General features: G+C 67.6%; 17 protein-coding genes. 9 read left to right on the forward strand and 8 right to left on the reverse strand.

Going from position 1 to position 14,648, the window contains the following annotated elements; translation table 11 throughout:
• Positions 1–166 precede the first annotated feature (166 nt).
• On the reverse strand, positions 167–367 hold the full coding sequence (locus tag KY501_RS47795) for a hypothetical protein (RefSeq protein ID WP_224371936.1): 201 nt from the start codon (positions 365–367) through the stop codon (positions 167–169).
• A gap of 406 nt (positions 368–773) precedes the next feature.
• On the opposite strand from KY501_RS47795, the gene KY501_RS47800 reads away from it, so the two are divergent.
• The gene (locus tag KY501_RS47800) at positions 774–1,847 is read left to right on the forward strand and encodes an AI-2E family transporter (protein ID WP_224371938.1); all 1,074 of its coding nucleotides are present in this window, start codon (positions 774–776) and stop codon (positions 1,845–1,847) included.
• A gap of 7 nt (positions 1,848–1,854) precedes the next feature.
• Positions 1,855–2,460, forward strand: coding sequence for a DedA family protein (locus tag KY501_RS47805; protein ID WP_224371940.1), 606 nt, complete (start codon positions 1,855–1,857; stop codon positions 2,458–2,460).
• 12 nt (positions 2,461–2,472) lie between these two features.
• On the opposite strand, the gene KY501_RS47810 is transcribed toward KY501_RS47805, so the two are convergent.
• Entirely contained in the window at positions 2,473–3,186 is a 714-nt protein-coding gene (locus KY501_RS47810; RefSeq protein WP_224371942.1) for a glutathione S-transferase family protein, read from the reverse strand.
• A gap of 60 nt (positions 3,187–3,246) precedes the next feature.
• On the opposite strand from KY501_RS47810, the gene KY501_RS47815 reads away from it, so the two are divergent.
• A complete protein-coding gene (locus KY501_RS47815) occupies positions 3,247–4,470 on the forward strand; it encodes an AAA family ATPase (RefSeq protein ID WP_224371944.1) in 1,224 nt (407 codons plus the stop codon).
• The gene (locus KY501_RS47820; protein WP_224371946.1) at positions 4,467–5,015 is read left to right on the forward strand and encodes a hypothetical protein; all 549 of its coding nucleotides are present in this window, start codon (positions 4,467–4,469) and stop codon (positions 5,013–5,015) included. The genes KY501_RS47815 and KY501_RS47820 overlap by 4 nt, the downstream gene beginning before the upstream one ends.
• Before the next feature lies 1 nt (position 5,016).
• Here KY501_RS47820 and bioA read toward each other — a convergent pair whose 3' ends face one another.
• The 3 genes from bioA to KY501_RS47835 all read right to left on the reverse strand — a co-directional run bounded on the left by bioA (position 5,017) and on the right by KY501_RS47835 (position 7,562).
• On the reverse strand, positions 5,017–6,348 hold the full coding sequence (gene bioA / locus KY501_RS47825; RefSeq protein ID WP_224372038.1) for an adenosylmethionine--8-amino-7-oxononanoate transaminase: 1,332 nt from the start codon (positions 6,346–6,348) through the stop codon (positions 5,017–5,019).
• A 115-nt stretch (positions 6,349–6,463) separates the two neighbouring features.
• Complete coding sequence (locus tag KY501_RS47830; protein ID WP_224371948.1) at positions 6,464–6,889, reverse strand: hypothetical protein; 426 nt, start codon at positions 6,887–6,889, stop codon at positions 6,464–6,466.
• A gap of 37 nt (positions 6,890–6,926) precedes the next feature.
• Complete coding sequence (locus KY501_RS47835) at positions 6,927–7,562, reverse strand: hypothetical protein (protein WP_224371950.1); 636 nt, start codon at positions 7,560–7,562, stop codon at positions 6,927–6,929.
• Between the two features lie 220 nt (positions 7,563–7,782).
• Here KY501_RS47835 and KY501_RS47840 point away from each other — a divergent pair, with 220 nt between their 5' ends.
• Positions 7,783–8,412 (forward strand): DUF2378 family protein, encoded by a 630-nt coding sequence (locus KY501_RS47840; RefSeq protein ID WP_224371952.1) that lies wholly within the window; start codon positions 7,783–7,785, stop codon positions 8,410–8,412.
• 83 nt (positions 8,413–8,495) lie between these two features.
• Entirely contained in the window at positions 8,496–9,662 is a 1,167-nt protein-coding gene (locus KY501_RS47845) for a GNAT family N-acetyltransferase (protein WP_373691729.1), read from the forward strand.
• On the opposite strand, the gene KY501_RS47850 is transcribed toward KY501_RS47845, so the two are convergent.
• Positions 9,659–10,210, reverse strand: a complete 552-nt coding sequence (locus KY501_RS47850) for a hypothetical protein (RefSeq protein ID WP_224371956.1) — start codon at positions 10,208–10,210, stop codon at positions 9,659–9,661. The two genes, KY501_RS47845 and KY501_RS47850, sit on opposite strands and share 4 nt — an antisense overlap.
• A gap of 37 nt (positions 10,211–10,247) precedes the next feature.
• Complete coding sequence (locus KY501_RS47855) at positions 10,248–11,210, reverse strand: hypothetical protein (protein ID WP_224371958.1); 963 nt, start codon at positions 11,208–11,210, stop codon at positions 10,248–10,250.
• Between the two features lie 266 nt (positions 11,211–11,476).
• On the opposite strand from KY501_RS47855, the gene KY501_RS47860 reads away from it, so the two are divergent.
• Positions 11,477–12,163, forward strand: coding sequence for a suppressor of fused domain protein (locus KY501_RS47860; protein WP_224371960.1), 687 nt, complete (start codon positions 11,477–11,479; stop codon positions 12,161–12,163).
• Positions 12,164–12,313: 150 nt separating this feature from the next.
• Here KY501_RS47860 and KY501_RS47865 read toward each other — a convergent pair whose 3' ends face one another.
• Positions 12,314–13,093 carry a hypothetical protein gene (locus KY501_RS47865; protein ID WP_224371962.1) on the reverse strand — a complete coding sequence of 260 codons (780 nt, stop codon included), beginning with the start codon at positions 13,091–13,093 and terminating at the stop codon, positions 12,314–12,316.
• 297 nt (positions 13,094–13,390) lie between these two features.
• Here KY501_RS47865 and KY501_RS47870 point away from each other — a divergent pair, with 297 nt between their 5' ends.
• Together KY501_RS47870 and KY501_RS47875 are read left to right on the forward strand one after the other, a co-directional pair.
• On the forward strand, positions 13,391–13,774 hold the full coding sequence (locus KY501_RS47870) for a response regulator (protein WP_224371964.1): 384 nt from the start codon (positions 13,391–13,393) through the stop codon (positions 13,772–13,774).
• Positions 13,755–14,648 (forward strand): hypothetical protein, encoded by an 894-nt coding sequence (locus tag KY501_RS47875; RefSeq protein WP_224371966.1) that lies wholly within the window; start codon positions 13,755–13,757, stop codon positions 14,646–14,648. The genes KY501_RS47870 and KY501_RS47875 overlap by 20 nt, the downstream gene beginning before the upstream one ends.

The raw sequence follows: 14,648 nt of genomic DNA on the forward strand, positions 1-14,648 counted from the left end.
CCGGCAGCCAGCCTCATGGGGAGGCCCGGTGCGGCGAGCGCCGATTCACTGCTCGAAGCCGGGCCGCGGCGCTCGTGCGGCGGACTCCGAAAAATTCCGGGCCCCGGGTCGCTCCCTCTCAAGCGACCCGTGGCCTCGGTCCCTCAGCCAGCCATGGACTGTTTCGCTAAGGGAGGGGTACCAGCTGATCCACCACCGCGGTGCCCGTGTACTGCGTGGGGCCGTTGAGGAACCCCTTGAGCTGGACGCGGTAGGTGCCCGCCACGGGGCGGGGAATGGAAACGGACTCGGCGGCGGAGGTCCCCGAGGCGCTGGTCGCCACGAAGTTGCCGTTGGGTCCAAAGACGAAGAGAGCCAGGTCGAACACCGGGTTGCCCCAGCGAGTCTGGGAGCGTGAGCGAGGCTGGGACCGCCGACTGGGAGGAACCCGCGCCGCACCCCAGCAAGGGGGAAGCGAGAACCAGACCCAGTGACTTGAACCGCCTCATCCGCTCTCCCTCGAGCACACCCGGCCTGAAGGACCCCGGGATTCTTCCAGCGCTCACTGCTCTTTCTTGTCGCGAGCCTTTTCGGCTGGATCTCTCCGCGTTCGGATTTCTCCGGGTGCGCGTGGACCCGACACACGGCGGGGCCCGACGTTGACCGGTGGACGCTTCGCAGCGAGCAGCCAGCCGCGCCACCTCCGGTGCTGGTTGCCCGCCAGCCGGAGGAGGCACATCGGTGAGTCAGGGGCGTGAGGGGGCGGCGGAGGCACCGTGGCGACAGGCGACTTGATGAACTGGCGGCGATCCCAGGTGACACCGAAGACGGTGTTCACGGTGGGATTCTCGGCGCTGGCAGTGGTGGTGCTGGCCGTACTCGTAGTGAAGACACGGTTTGCCCTGACGTTGACGGGCATTGCCCTGTTGCTGGCGTTGGCGCTCGAGCACGGCGTGTCGTGGCTGGAGCGCAAGCGGCTGAAGCGGTGGCAGGCCATCACCGTGGTGTTGGTCGCGCTGGTGGCGGTGGTGACGACGCTGGGGTTGCTGGTCATCCCCGCGGCCTTCTCTCAAGGAGGGGAGCTGCTCGCCCAGTCCCCGAAGCTGATGCAGCAGGTGCGCTCGCTGCGGCTGTTCCGGCTGGCGAACTCGCACCTGTCGACGCTGAAGCAGTTCTTCGGGGAGCGGGGAGGCTCGACTCCCACCAGCGCGATCAGCGAGGTGGCCGTGCCGTCGCTGCTGCATGCGATCGGCGGGGCGTTCACCCTGTTGACCGGAGCCATCACGGTCTTCTTCCTGGTGGTGTTCATGCTGGTGTTCGGCGGAGGGCTGCTGCAGCGACTGCTGGAGCTGGTCCCCACCCAGCATCGCGAGCGCTACGAGCGGGTGATGAGGAAGATGTACCACGCCACGGGCGGCTACCTGTCCGGGCTGGCGCTCATCTGCACCATCAACGCCACGCTCACCACGACGATGCTGGCGGTGCTGGGCATGCCCTTCTTCCTGCCGCTGGGGATCGCCAGCGGGTTCTCCAGCATGGTGCCCTACGCGGGCCCGGTGGTGGCCGGCGGCGTCATCACCCTGCTGACGTGGGCCACGGGCGGCTCACTCAAGGCGCTGGCGGTGCTCATCTACTTCATCATCTATGGGCAGGTCGAAGGCAACGTGCTGGCGCCGCTGGTGTTCCGCCGCACGGTGCACGTCAACCCGCTGCTGACGCTGCTGGGCGTGCTGTTCTGCGCGGAGCTGGCGGGCATCATCGGTGCGGTGGTGGCCGTGCCCGTGGTGGCCACGCTGCAAATCATCGTCCGCGAGCTGGTCCTGCTGCGGCAGGAGCGCGCGATGACACCACCGATCGTGAAGAGTTGAGGGGGCCATGGGGCACGGATTGCTGGGGTTCCTGCTCACGCACGGCTCGTATGCGCTGCTATTCGCGGCGCTGGTGGCGGGCGGAATGGGGTTGCCGCTTCCCGAGGACATCGTCCTGCTAACGGGCGGGGCGCTGGCGCACCTGGGGGTGGTGCAGCTGCCGCTGGTCATCGCCGTGTGCATGGCCGGCGTGCTCTGTGGAGACCTGCTGCTGTTCCACACGGCGCGGAAGCTGGGGCCTCGGGTGTACGAGCAGCGGTGGATCCGCGCGATGCTCACGCCCGAGCGCCGCTTGCGCATCGCTCGGCTCTACGAGCGGCACGGGGGCAAGGTCGTCTTCTTCGGACGGTACATGTCCGTGATGCGGGTGCTCGTGTTCGCGATGGCGGCGACGCAGGGCATGCGCACCCGGACGTTCCTGCTCTGGGATGCGCTGGCCCTGAGTTTCAGCGCACCGCTGCTGGTGGGACTCGGGTACGTGTTCGCCCGAAGCATCGACCGCGTGGCGGCGGGGTTCGGGCACGTGGAGCACGTGCTGGCCATCGTCGTGGTCAGCGCCTTCGCGCTCGCGCTGGTGGTGCGGACATTGAAGGTTCGGCGGCAGCGGGCCTGAGTTCCCGTCTGTTCAGGCCGGAGGGCTCCAGTTGGCGAAGAAGCGCTGCTGGAAGCGATCGACGTACTGGACGAGGTTCTTCTGCTCCTGCGTGAACCGGCGCAGCGGCGTGTCCAACGGGAACACGAGGATGCTGGCGATGAACGCGTAGACGGTGGCGTCGAACGAGGTGGGGCTGTCTCCGAGCAGGAATGGCTTGTCGCCGAGGACTGTCGCCACCGCTGAGAGATCCTCCTTCCCCATCTCGAGGATCTCCTCGGTCTGGTGCCGCCCCAGGCCCTGACGGTGGAGCCCCTGGACGACCTTGCGGCGAATCAGGGGCGCGGCGACCGCGCCGACGACGGGAGGGAAGAAGCCCTCGAAGACGGGCTTGTACACGCGCCAGCCGTCGTCACTGGCCCAGCGTTCCTGGAGGATGTGCTGGTAGACGCTCTCCTCCAACACGCGCCGCACGAGGTGGCCTCGGGCCCGGTTCTCCGCGCTCAGCTTCGCGTCCATGGAGCCTCCATGCTTGCCCTGGAGGTGCTCGATGATGAGCTGCGAGTCTCCCAGGTACTTCCCGTCCTCCTCAATGAAGGGAATCTTCCCCTTGGGTGCCTTGCCGAAGTCCGCCAGCCGCGCCTTGTAGGGCAGCCCGGTCATCCGCAGGTAGCTCTCGAGCTTCAGACAGAACGGGCTGATGTTGGCGACGCCCCATGCCGCAGGGCCCTGGTGAAGGATGATCACAGCTCCCCCTGTGTATCGCTCGTGGCCTCTGGCTCCCTGCATGGGATAGAAACCCACACCATGGAACCTGCCAGGGACCGTATCACTGAAGTCTGGTTCGAGGGCGTGCGGACATTGGAGCGCGTTCGTGTCCGGCTCAACGGGCTGACAGTCCTCATCGGTGAGAACGGAAGTGGAAAGAGCACCTTCATCGAAGCGTGTGAGTTGCTGCGGCGCGCAGCGAAGCCGAGCTTCTTCTCCGAGTTCTACAGCATTCACGGTGGCCTGTTCTCGCTGCTTCGGCAGGGATCGCACCAGATCAAGCTGGGAGTCCGCATCGAGGGTGGCGGAGATCCTCTCGAGTACGAAGTGGCGCTCATGGACGCAGGGGGGAGAGCGGCTCTGGAATCCGAGTCCCTGACCGCCTGGTCGAACGGCAACCCCGTCTCCATCATCTCCCGGCCAAGGACGGGACAGGGATTCATCGAAGTCGAGGACGACAAGCGCCAGGAGCTCAAGAGGCTCAGCGATGAGCAGCTTGCGCTCTCCGCGTTTGGTGTGAGCCCGCCGCATCCGGCCATGTCGCGGATGATGCAGGCCTTGGGGACCGTGGAGGTCCATCCCCCTTTTCAGATCGCCGCGCGTTGGGTGGCGCGCGAGCAGAGGCTCCTGAACCCCGCCCGGGAGCCCCAATTGTACGATCGCGCGACTCGGCTCGCGCGAGGGGGAAGCAACCTCGCCAATGCCTTCGCGGAGCTGAAGAACAGCGCCTCGCCGAACGAGTGGACCGAGACCATGGAGTACGTGCAGTTGGGCCTCGGTCGAGACATCGAGAGTGTCATCACTCGCGCCGAGCCGGGAGGTGGCAACGTTGGCCTGTACCTCAAGTACGCGGGGCTGGAGCAGGAACTCCCGGCGATTTCACTGTCCGACGGCACGCTGGCATACATGGCCCTGGTCGCCCTGGTCAGACTCAAGGCGCCCTGCTCCTTGATGGCGCTGGATGAGCCGGATCTGCACTTCCACCCCTATCTCCTCGCGCGACTGGCGAGCTTCTGCGAGGAGATGTCACGCGCCCATCCGGTCATCCTCGGTACCCATTCCGATCATCTGCTCGACCTGCTGTCACACCCAGCGGAGTCCGTGGTGCTCCTCGAGCTGGACGAACGCACTCGGACCACCCAGCTCTTCCGGCCGGATCCCGAGGCATTGGAGGCATGGCTGCAGCGCTACCGCGGGCTCGGGGACATCCGTGAAGAGGGACACCTGGCGTCCATCATGACGAAACCGGAGCCCTCCCGATGAGCTCCTACAAGCCGGTGACGCTGCTCTACGAGGACCAAGGAGGAATTCGGAAGGAGTTCGGCCTTCACAACCTGGTCATCGCCATGGTGAATGACCTCTTGGGCAACGATTTCTCGCGCCTGAAGCGAGAAGCCCTGAAGGATGGCCGACCGCTCAAGGGCAACGCCAAGCTGCTCCAGGAGATCAAGGATCCCCGGCAACTGGACAGGCTGATGGGGCATGGGCGCCCGGTGATCGCCGTCTTCGATGCGGACAAGCCCCCTTTGCCCTCAGACGAGCTCAAGAAGCTTGGCACCGAGCGGCTCCATATCTGTCTCCTGGAGAGCAACATGGAGACCGTCATCCAGGCTTCGGCGGACTGCGAGCCGACCCTCGCACAAGACCTGATCACGAGTGCGCTCCGGCACAAGGACCTCAATTCCCGAGATCGAATCCTGAACCGGCTGGCGTTCGCCCCACACAGTCAGGCCCGGGACTGCGTAAGAGGCAAGGTCCCGTCCCTGAGCAGCCTCTGTGAGTTGGTGGTCCGATTGGTGCGAGGCTGAGTCACCGCCCGGCGACTTCGCGCAGCGAGTCCTCGACACCGTGGAGCAGCTCGTCGAGGGACTCGTCCGGGATGTTGAGCGCGGGCGTGATGTAGACCGTGTTTCCCAGTGGCCTCAAGTAGAGGCCTCGGCGGCGTGCAGCCTCGTAGACACGCCAGCCGCTGTTCGCGAAGTATCCGCCACTTCCCAGATCCACCGCGCCCACCATGCCCAGGGCCCGCGGCCGCTCAAGGCCCGGAATCGTCTCGGCCATGCGCTCGAAGGCGGCCTTCACCCGAGGCGCCTTGCGTGCCACCTGGCCCGGCACGTCCTCATCTCGGTAGACAGCGAGCACCTCGCGCGCCACCGCCGCGCCCAGCGGGTTCCCGCAGTACGAGTGCCCGTAGTAGAGCGCCCGGCTCTTCGCGCCCAGGAAACCGGAGAACACCCGCTCCGAGGCCAGTGTCGTGCCGAAGGGCAACAGCCCACCGCTCAGCGCCTTCGCCAGGCAGAGGAGATCCGGCACCACGTCAGCCAGGTCGCAGGCAAAGCGCGCGCCCGTACGGCCCAGCCCCGTGAAGACCTCGTCGGCGATGAGGAATGTGTCCGCAGCCCGGGTCGCCTCTCGCACCGCGCGCACGAAGGCCGGTGAGTAGATCTGCATCCCCGCGGCGCCCTGGATGACGGGCTCGAGGATGACGCCCGCTACCGAGTCTCCGTGCTCGCGCAGCGTCCGCTGCACCTCGGCGAAGGCTCGCTCCCAGCCGCCCTCCTCCGAAGGAGCGGGCACGTGCACCACGTCGAACAGCAGCGGTCCGAACACCTCGCGGAACTCCGGCACGCCACCCACACTGGTGGCACCCACAGTCTCACCGTGGAAGGCACCGGAGAGCGTAATGAAGCGTGTGCGCTGGGGCCGCCCGTTCTGCGCCCAGTACTGCGCGGCCATCTTGATGGCCACCTCGACCGCCGTGCTTCCGTTGTCCGAATAGAAGACGCGATTGAGCCGGTGCTCGGTGGGCACATCGGCACGCCCAGCCCCAGGCGCCACGGATACCAGCTCCGCCGCGAGCCGAGCCGCCGGTTCATGGGTGATACCCGCGAGGGCGGAGTGAGCGAGCGTGGAAGCCTGATCCACCAATGCCTTCACCAGGCGCGGGTGGCGGTGGCCCAGCGTGGACACCCACCAGGAGCCGTTGGCATCCAGGTAGCGCCGCCCGTCCGCGTCATAGAGGTAGGGACCTTCGGAGCGGACGACCACCAACGGGTCCGTCTCGGCGATGTAGGCTTCCATCGCTGTATACGGGTGCCAGACGTGCCGCTTGTCCAGAGTGACGATGTCCGCTCGCTCCACGTGGGCTCCTCCCTGATGGGCCGCCGCGTTGTGCCCCGGCACACGCTCTCTCGCAACCTCCTTGTCACGCGTCATCACGGCCTGCAACAAGGGGGCGGCCCCCTTGCACGGCAAGTCATTCCGGCTGAATGGCCAGAATGAGCCACCGCTGCACATCCACTGCGTACGTGGCCCCCATGTCCAGGATGGGAGGCCCGTTCACGTCGCAGACTGAATCCCGGACGGTGAAGCGAACGAACATGATGCCTTCGGGTCCGGGGGCGACCGTCACGTCGTAGGACTCGCGCTGGTACAGGCACACCTCTCTGGGCGTAGCCCCCTTGTGCGGCTGGGTGTCCCAGGGAAGGAAGTCGTCCATGGCGAGCTGAATCGCCCGCAGCGCAGGGCCCGAGAGGGTCTGTCGTCCCTCGGGAAGATCGAACTTCGGGAACTCCACCCGGGCGGCTTCCTCGGGCGGAGCATGGACCGGCTGTGGGTAGCGGCGCAGCAGGGCACAGCCAGACAGCGCGAGGCACCCCAGCAAGAGCAGCGCGCGCTTCATGATCCTCCTCGTCCCAGGCCCTCTCACGGACGTGTCCTCACTCGCCACCCTCCACGGAAGTGACCAGACCCGAGGCCTTGTCCTCAGGCTTGATGATGCCCACCAGTTTCCACGTCTTCCCGCGGCGCTCATACACCTCACCCGGACGGTCCTCGTGGACATAGGGGATGAGTTTCTGAAGGGTGCACTTCGAGTCGAACTGGATGCGGATGGACCAAAGCTGCGTGTTGGCACGCCGGTCCCGGTCTGACAGCGCGGAGGGCGCCCACGGATGCCCGTGGTAGTCGGCAAGAGGGGAAGCCCGGCCTCGTGCATCCCTCACGCTGCTGGGCGAATAACAGCTCTTGCTCCTGGCCGGGCCCACCAGCCGTATGTCACTCAGCGGAGAGGGCTTGCTTGCGAAGTACTCACCGTCCCCCAGGCTGTAGATGAGGCCGCAGTACTCCTGCCCGTAGTCTCGGAGTGTGGCGCGGGGAAGCGCCATGACCGCCGGACACAACTGGTCGATCACCTCGTCCACGTTGGTGGAAGGCCTGATCGCCTCCCATGGCCCACGAACCCACACGAAACGGGATTCTCCCTCGAAGCCATAGTCCTCTGTCTCCAAGGCCCGAGGCGGGGCACTGACGCACCCCGGCAGCCATGCCAATACACAGAGCGCGACCCACCGCATGGTCCCAGCGTAGGGCACAGTGCTCCTGGGTGAAAGATACGGGCTACCCCTCAGGGCAGGTCGTTGAGGCTCCCACCACGGAGAAGCGTTGTGCCCGGACGAGCGCCCGCCCGCAACCTACCTGTTGGGCCATCTCCCCCATACCCACACGCAGAGTTGATCCCAAGGTCCCTCCCCATGGGCTAAGGTTCTACTGCCCTTCAGGAGCCCTTCTGTCGCCATGACGCACACGAACGCGGCTGCGACATCCAACAGCAGTGGCGTGGAGTCCGACTACGAGCGGCGCATCGCCCTCGCGACTCCCTCCGACACGGCCCGTGGCCTGTTCTTCAATGGCATCCTGTCCGCGGTGACCACCTTCGGCGGCGAGCCCGCCATCAAGCGCTGCCACGCCATCCTCAACGACAAGCGCTTCGAGCGGCGCTTCATCGACTTCTCCAGCTACCCCGTCTCCGACTTCCTCCGAGTAGCGCTCGCCGCCACCCAGGTGCTCAGCGCCCAGCTCGGCGGCCCCGAGCCCACCCAGCGCCGCCTCGGCATGCAGGCCACCCGCGACTTCCTCAGCTCCATGGCCGGCCGCACCCTCCTGCTGCTCTCGGGGGACTCGCCCAAGCGCGTCATGGGCAACCTCGCCTCCGGCTACCGCTCGGCCGTGAGCTATGGCGAGCGCACCGTCACCCTGCTCAGTGACACCAGCGCCCGCGTCCTCATGAAGCGCGACTTCATGCTCCCCCTCTACAATGAGGGCGTCCTGCTCGCCGTGCTCGAGTCCGTTCACGCCAAGAATCCCCAGGTCCGTGCCCGACCTATTGGCGTTCTGGACTGTGAGTACGATCTGTCCTGGGGCTGAACGCTCGCCCGCTCCCTCCCCGCCGGCCCGCTCGGACGCCAGGGATGCGGCACACATCCAGAGTCCGCGTTAGAACTGTCCCCGTGCTCGATCCGTCGATCCGCGTCCAGGTGCTGGATTCCATCACCGACCTCCCCGCCGAGAAGTGGGACACGCTCGCGGGACCGGATGCTCCCCCCTTCGTGAAGCATGCCTGGTTGGCTGCCATGGAGGAGAGCGGGAGCGCCCAGCGCGACACAGGCTGGGCTCCACACCACCTGACGCTGTGGCGAGGGGAGACGCTCGTGGCCGCCTCACCCGCCTATCGCAAGTACCACAGCATGGGCGAGTACATCTATGACTTCGCCTGGGCACAGGCCGCCGCGCGCATGGGCGTCGAGTACTACCCCAAGCTCGTCATCGGCGCGCCCCTGTCTCCCGCCACCGCGCCGCGCTTCCTCGTGGCTCCCGGAGAGAACGTACGCGAGGCCCGCCACGCGCTCATGGAGGCCGCCATCGAGAGCGCTCGCGAAGAGGGTTGCTCCTCCATCCACGTCATCTACCCCACCGAGGAGGAGGCGGACTTCCTGGAGCAGTCCGGCATGGCGCGGCGGATGACGCTGCAATTCCATTGGAAGAACCCGGGTTACAGCTCCTACGATGACTATCTGGCCCGCTTCAGCTCCAAGCGGCGCAACCAACTGCGGCGCGAGCGCGGCGCCGCGGAGACCCAGGGCATCCTCCTTCGCACCGTTCCGGGCGAGGCGCTCGGCCCCGAGCACGCACGGCGCGCCCACGCCTTCTATGCGGCCACCTGCGAGCGCTACTCGTGGGGCCAGGTGCAGCTCACCCCGGATTTCTTCGCCCGCATCTTCCGCGACATGCCGCAGTCCATGGAGATGGTGGAGGCGGTGCGAGGCAAGCGCGTCATCGCCGGCGCCTTCAACGTCGTGACGCCGGAGCGGCTCTACGGACGCTACTGGGGGTGTTTCGAGGAGCACCCCTTCCTCCACTTCAATGTCTGCCTGTACCACTCGGTGAACGAGTGCATCCGCGCGGGCCGCAAGGTGTTCGAGCCCGGCGCGGGCGGCGAGCACAAGGTGTCTCGCGGCTTCGAGCCCACCGCCGTGCACAGCGCCCACTTCATCTTCGATCAGCACCTGAATCGGGCCATCCGCGACTTCCTGCGCCGCGAGCGGGAGCACCTCACCCCCGCCGTGGAGGAGGCCGAACGTCTCGCCGGCCTCAAGCCCTGGCCGCTGACGGGTTAGTAGTTCACCTTGAGCGTGGGCAGCAGCAGGCGCTCCGCCTCGGCCGTGGGCTGCAGCGAGCGGCTCACGTCCAGCAACAGCACCGCGCGTCCGCGCTCCAAGAGCGAGGCCACCGGCGCATCGAAGCTCACCGGCGCCACCTGCGTGTCCAGCGAGCCCGCCTTCCCGCCCTGCTCCCAACCGCCGAAGTCGTCGAAGGTCATCTTCACCTTCACCGTGCTCACGCCCTCGGGGACGAAGAAGTGGCCCACCAGGTACGCGTGGTCCTTCACCGTCAGGTCCACCGTGCGCGCCGCCAGGCGCACCGGCAGCGCCTGGCCCTCCGGCGTCGACACCTCCAGGGAGCGCACCGGCACCAGCACGGAGGCATAGGCCTCCGCGTTCGTTCCTCGCAGGCGCAGCTCGAAGTTCCGGCCCGCCGTCACCCCGTCCGGCGTGCGCGTGGTGGTGAGCCCCGGCGAGCCCGGGTTCAGAGAGCGCTCGGAGTCTCCGCAGGCGGACAGGACGAGAGCGGCGGCGCTCAGCGCGGACAGCATCAGCTTCTTCATGGTGTGTTCTCCTCGAAGTGGGTGGTGGGTCCGCGGCTCACTGGCCGCCCGGCAGGCAGTTCTGTCCGCTCGGCTGCGTGAAGTCGTCGGCGATGCTCTGCGCATGGGCCGGCGTCGGCGGGCCTGGATCCACATCCGCGGGCAGCACCAGCTCCCGTCCCTCGACGTTCATCTCCCTCAGTGCGCTCCGCAGCGCCCCGATGCCCTGGCACTGGGCGCCGGAGAGCGCCGTCCGCCCGGTATCCAGCAGGTCCGCGGGGCGCGTGAACGAGCCGAACAGGTACGCGTTGCAGTGCGCCACGAGCACCTGCCTCGCCAGCAGCAAGCGGGCCGTGTCCAGCGGCGTGCGCGACTCGCCGTTGCGGTACAGCGAGGGGCTGCCCCAGAGCACCCCCAGCGCCTGCTCCAGCGTGGACACCGTCCCGAGGCTCCCCAGCTCGATGGGGAACAGCTCCACGCACTGCTGGAGCGCCTGCTCATGGACCTTGAAGAAGCCCTCGTCCCGCGTCACCCGCGGCTCCGGGCAGCTGTTCGTCACCTCGCAATCCGTGGGCGGAGGCGGCACGTACGGCGGATCACACACGAGCCTCGCCGCGCACTGGTCCTCGCCCAACGGCCACACCACCCGGAAGGTGCTGTCGAAGGCCCCGTCGTCCGAGCCGTCCTGGGCCGCCAGCGCCCGGCACTCCTCGTAGCTGCCCAGCTGGATCAGGAACTTCTGGTCCGCCGATTCCCCCACCGGCACCGCCAGCGGCAGCGCGTACTCGAAACTCCAGCCCCGGCCCGTCAGCCCCGTGTCCTCGGCATTCAGCGCCAGGGACGGCGCCGTCGGGTGGATGTTGATGAGGCGATCATCGAAGCGGACCGTGATGGGGTACTCCTCGACGTGGACGACCGGCTGGCCGTTGACGCGCTTCTCACAGTCGAACTCGTGCGCGTACGCCGTGCCTCCCACTCCCAGCGCCGCAGTGAAGACCGCGACCCTCCATCCCCTCTGCATGTAGCTCTCCCCGTGGCGAAGACGGGCTCCCGATCAGTCCGGGCCCGTGCCCACCGGGGCCTCTTCACGTCCCGTACCGGGCGCCCCCAGGCCCCTTTGTGTCCACCGGAAGCCACCTCCGGGCTCCGGACCGGCGCTCGGCGGGTTGCTCGGAGCCCCCACCTGGGAAGAAGGGCTCCCCTGAGTGGGCAAAGGATTTCCCACCAGGAGCACACCTCGAGAGTTTCGAAGTTGTGAAACCAACCAGGACCTTTAGAGTCGCGCTCATGAAAGCGCCCGAGACGGATGAAGACTTCGTCCAGTGGTACGAGGACTGCTGGGCCGACCGCGACGAGGTGGAGTACCCGAAGCTCTTCGGGGCCATCAGCGATAACGTCTACACGCTGGATCAAACAGATGCGCTGCAAGCCTGGCTCGAGAGCGACCTGGCTCAAGTGCAGGAGCTGGATCCGAACTGGGGGCCCATGGGTGTCCGCGTGGCCCCGCCCAGCGAGCAGTTCCCCTACTGGTCCTATGTGACGAGCGGCCTGTCCAACCCCTTCACCGTGGCGCCGGGAGCGGAGCTCGCCGACGGCGCTTCGAGTGGCATCGGCTACGAGATGGTCATCCACACGCCCGAGGAGGCGTCGTGGCCGGTGTTCCGGTTGCTGGACATGATGGCCTACAACCTCGTGTGCCTGCGCGCCTTCGCGCTGGGTCACCGCTACCCGGTGGAGGGTTCACTCACCGGCGGCGAGACGAAATTGAACGGCTTCGTCTTCGTGAAGGACCCCTCGCGCGCGGCCGAGTTCACCCTGCCCTCCGGCAAGGTGCAGCTGCTCACGCTGGTGGGGGTGACGCGCAACGAGATGGCCTTCAGCCGCTCCAATGGCGCCGACAAGCTGATGGCCAAGCTGGCCGAGGCCGGCACCGGCTACATCACCCACGGGGACCGGGAAGAGGTGAAGCTGTAGCGCCCGAGGCTCAGGACCGCCGGCCGAACACCCGGCTCTGGCGGTCCAACCCCAGGCCGTAGGGGCCCGCCACGTCCGCGTGGGGGCCCACCTCCAGGGCGCACTCCTGCTCTCGGACCGTCACCCGGTGCAGCTGCGCGCGGCGGGCGCTCAGGAGAGGCGGAGGCTCGGCACCGGCAACCGCGGCAGCTCGAGCCGCGGCAGCTTGAGGCTCTTGCGGAACTCGGCGACGGCCTGGCCCAGCTCCTCCACCGCCTTGCCGCCCCGGGCTACGTCCTCCGGCTTCAGCCGGCCAATCGTGTCGGCGACCTGCTTCACGCCGTCCTTGCCCAGCAGCTCGCGCAGCTCCGGAGTGGTGGCCACCTTCACCTGATCCTGCGCCGGCAGGTTCAGCAGACCCGAGTTCACGCACGCCTTGGCGAGCGCATCCGCCGAGAACTTCTTGAAGGCCTCGGGATCGCGCTCCAGCTGCGCGAAGGCCGCCGGGTCCGACGCCCGCTTCAGCTCCACGGCGTCCTGCAGCGCCTTCACCGCCCGGTCGCGCCACGCCAGCCCCGCGGGCTGCAGCTCCTTGGCACCCAGGCTGGAGAGCTTCTCCAGGGACTTCTGCCCCTGGCCCAGGTACAGCTCCGGCACCGGAGCGCCCGGGTTGCGCCGCACGTAGTCGTCATGGCGCTGGCGGAAGTAATCCGCGCTCGGGGTGCGAACCTCCGCGGGCGGGGTCCGAGCGGCCGCCGAACCCGTGGCCTTGCCCGTACCACCCGAGCGCGAAACGGACTCGAAGCCATCACCCGCCACTGTTGAGGACTGCCGCGTCTCCGGGCCCCGCGCTACCGTCGCCTGCGGAGCTTCCTTGCTACTGGCAGGCTTGGCTGTTTCTGTCTCAGCCTGCTTGGGGCGAAAAGGGCCCCCTGAGCCGTTGACGCGCATGACACTACTCCTCAATGTGGTTCGGCCCATCTCTGAAGGCATGGGCGGGTGATCCTCGAATCCATTGTCGCACCAGTCCCGTGGAAGTTGCGCGTGATCGGCCCGGAAAAAGGCTTCCGACTGTTCAGGCTCGACTGACGCACAGCCCCATCCCACAATGTAGGACACAAATCAGGACGGGCACTTACCGTGAGGCAGAACGCCTGTACGATAGGCACCGGTGGTGCTGCGCTGCGGCTTGCGGTCCCGGAACCGGGGGTCGAGCCTGTGCCTGGAGGGTTCTTCGCGGGGGGTGGTGTGCAACGCGTGCTCGTGCTCGAGGACAACGAGGATTTGAGGACCCTGCTCTGCGAGCTGCTGGTGGCCTCGGGCGCGGAGAGCTGCGTGAGCGCCGGCTCGTACGAGGCGATGGTCCGTCAGAAGGATCAGGTGCTGGGGTGCGAGCTGGCGGTGTTGGACGTCAACCTGGGCTCGGGGCTGCCCAGCGGGCTGGATGCGTACCACTGGCTGCGGGAACAGGGCTTCGGCGGGCAGATCGTCTTCCTCACCGGCCATGCGCGCTCGCATCCGCTGGTGCGCCAGGCGCATGAGCTGACGCACGCCCGGGTGTTGTCCAAGCCCGTGGACACCAAGGAGCTGATGGCGCTGGTGAGGGGCCCCCATGGCTCGCGGGCAGGCTGAGCGGGCGCCGCTGCCGGTGCCGGAGGAGCTGCGCGCGAGGGCCTGGTGGGGGGCCTTCTTCGCCACGCTGCTGACGCTGCTGGGCGAGGCAGCGTATGTCCTGATCGACTGGCGCGTGCACCCTGGCAACCTCGTGCTCCCCGCGCTGCGCGCGCTGCATGTGCTGGAGGCCCTGGGGTTGCTGGTGCTGCTGTTCGCACGGCGAGGCACGGCGAGCCCTCGGCTGAGTTCGGGAATCTTCTCCGCCGTGGCGGTCCCGTACCTGATCATCTTCGCCGTGGCGGAGGTGGCCATGGCCAGCTCGGGGCTCGTGTGGCAACCGCTGACGGGCCACCGCTTGTTGATGCTGGGCATCGGCCTGCTGGCGCCCATGGGGATGGGGCCCGGGCTTGGGTTCGTCGGGGCCTTCGCGCTGGAGGGCGTGGTCCTCTGGTATGGGCTGGGGCTGCAGAACCGGCTGGAGATGCCGTGGGAGCCGTGGATCACCCTCGTGTGGGGTGGCACGGCGTGCGGGCTGTTGGCCTTCCGCGTGCGGACGCAGCGCATCGAGCAGCGGCTGCTGAAGGCTCGCTCCGAGGCCGAGTCCCTGGAGCGGGTGGCGCGGCTGTTCCTCGCGATGCGCGACGCCGCCAATACTCCGCTGCAGTCACTGGAGGTGGGCGTCAGCCTGTTGCAACAGCGCTCTCCGGAGAACGCCCAGTTGCTGCTCACCCTGGAGCGGGCGCTGGGTCAGCTGCGCTCGCTCACCGCGCGCATGGACATCGCGGATCCGCTGGTGAACTGGGACTCCGCGGACACGACGATCGACTCCGAGGAGGTGCTGCGCAACCTGGAGGCGTCCCTCACCCGGGAGCTGGAGCGAAGACGCCACTGA

This window comes from Hyalangium versicolor (assembly GCF_020103695.1).
In the GTDB taxonomy this organism is placed as follows: domain Bacteria; phylum Myxococcota; class Myxococcia; order Myxococcales; family Myxococcaceae; genus Hyalangium; species Hyalangium versicolor.

What these genes read in the sequence shown, in the direction of transcription:
- KY501_RS47835 (WP_224371950.1), bottom strand. Translation starts at nt 7,562, where the DNA reads ATGCGGTGGGTCGCGCTCTGTGTATTGGCATGGCTGCCGGGGTGCGTC.
- KY501_RS47850 (WP_224371956.1), bottom strand. Translation starts at nt 10,210, where the DNA reads ATGAAGAAGCTGATGCTGTCCGCGCTGAGCGCCGCCGCTCTCGTCCTG.
- KY501_RS47800 (WP_224371938.1), top strand. Translation starts at nt 774, where the DNA reads ATGAACTGGCGGCGATCCCAGGTGACACCGAAGACGGTGTTCACGGTG.
- KY501_RS47830 (WP_224371948.1), bottom strand. Translation starts at nt 6,889, where the DNA reads ATGAAGCGCGCGCTGCTCTTGCTGGGGTGCCTCGCGCTGTCTGGCTGT.
- KY501_RS47860 (WP_224371960.1), top strand. Translation starts at nt 11,477, where the DNA reads ATGAAAGCGCCCGAGACGGATGAAGACTTCGTCCAGTGGTACGAGGAC.
- KY501_RS47815 (WP_224371944.1), top strand. Translation starts at nt 3,247, where the DNA reads ATGGAACCTGCCAGGGACCGTATCACTGAAGTCTGGTTCGAGGGCGTG.
- KY501_RS47855 (WP_224371958.1), bottom strand. Translation starts at nt 11,210, where the DNA reads ATGCAGAGGGGATGGAGGGTCGCGGTCTTCACTGCGGCGCTGGGAGTG.
- KY501_RS47875 (WP_224371966.1), top strand. Translation starts at nt 13,755, where the DNA reads ATGGCTCGCGGGCAGGCTGAGCGGGCGCCGCTGCCGGTGCCGGAGGAG.
- KY501_RS47805 (WP_224371940.1), top strand. Translation starts at nt 1,855, where the DNA reads ATGGGGCACGGATTGCTGGGGTTCCTGCTCACGCACGGCTCGTATGCG.
- KY501_RS47865 (WP_224371962.1), bottom strand. Translation starts at nt 13,093, where the DNA reads ATGCGCGTCAACGGCTCAGGGGGCCCTTTTCGCCCCAAGCAGGCTGAG.
- KY501_RS47820 (WP_224371946.1), top strand. Translation starts at nt 4,467, where the DNA reads ATGAGCTCCTACAAGCCGGTGACGCTGCTCTACGAGGACCAAGGAGGA.
- KY501_RS47840 (WP_224371952.1), top strand. Translation starts at nt 7,783, where the DNA reads ATGACGCACACGAACGCGGCTGCGACATCCAACAGCAGTGGCGTGGAG.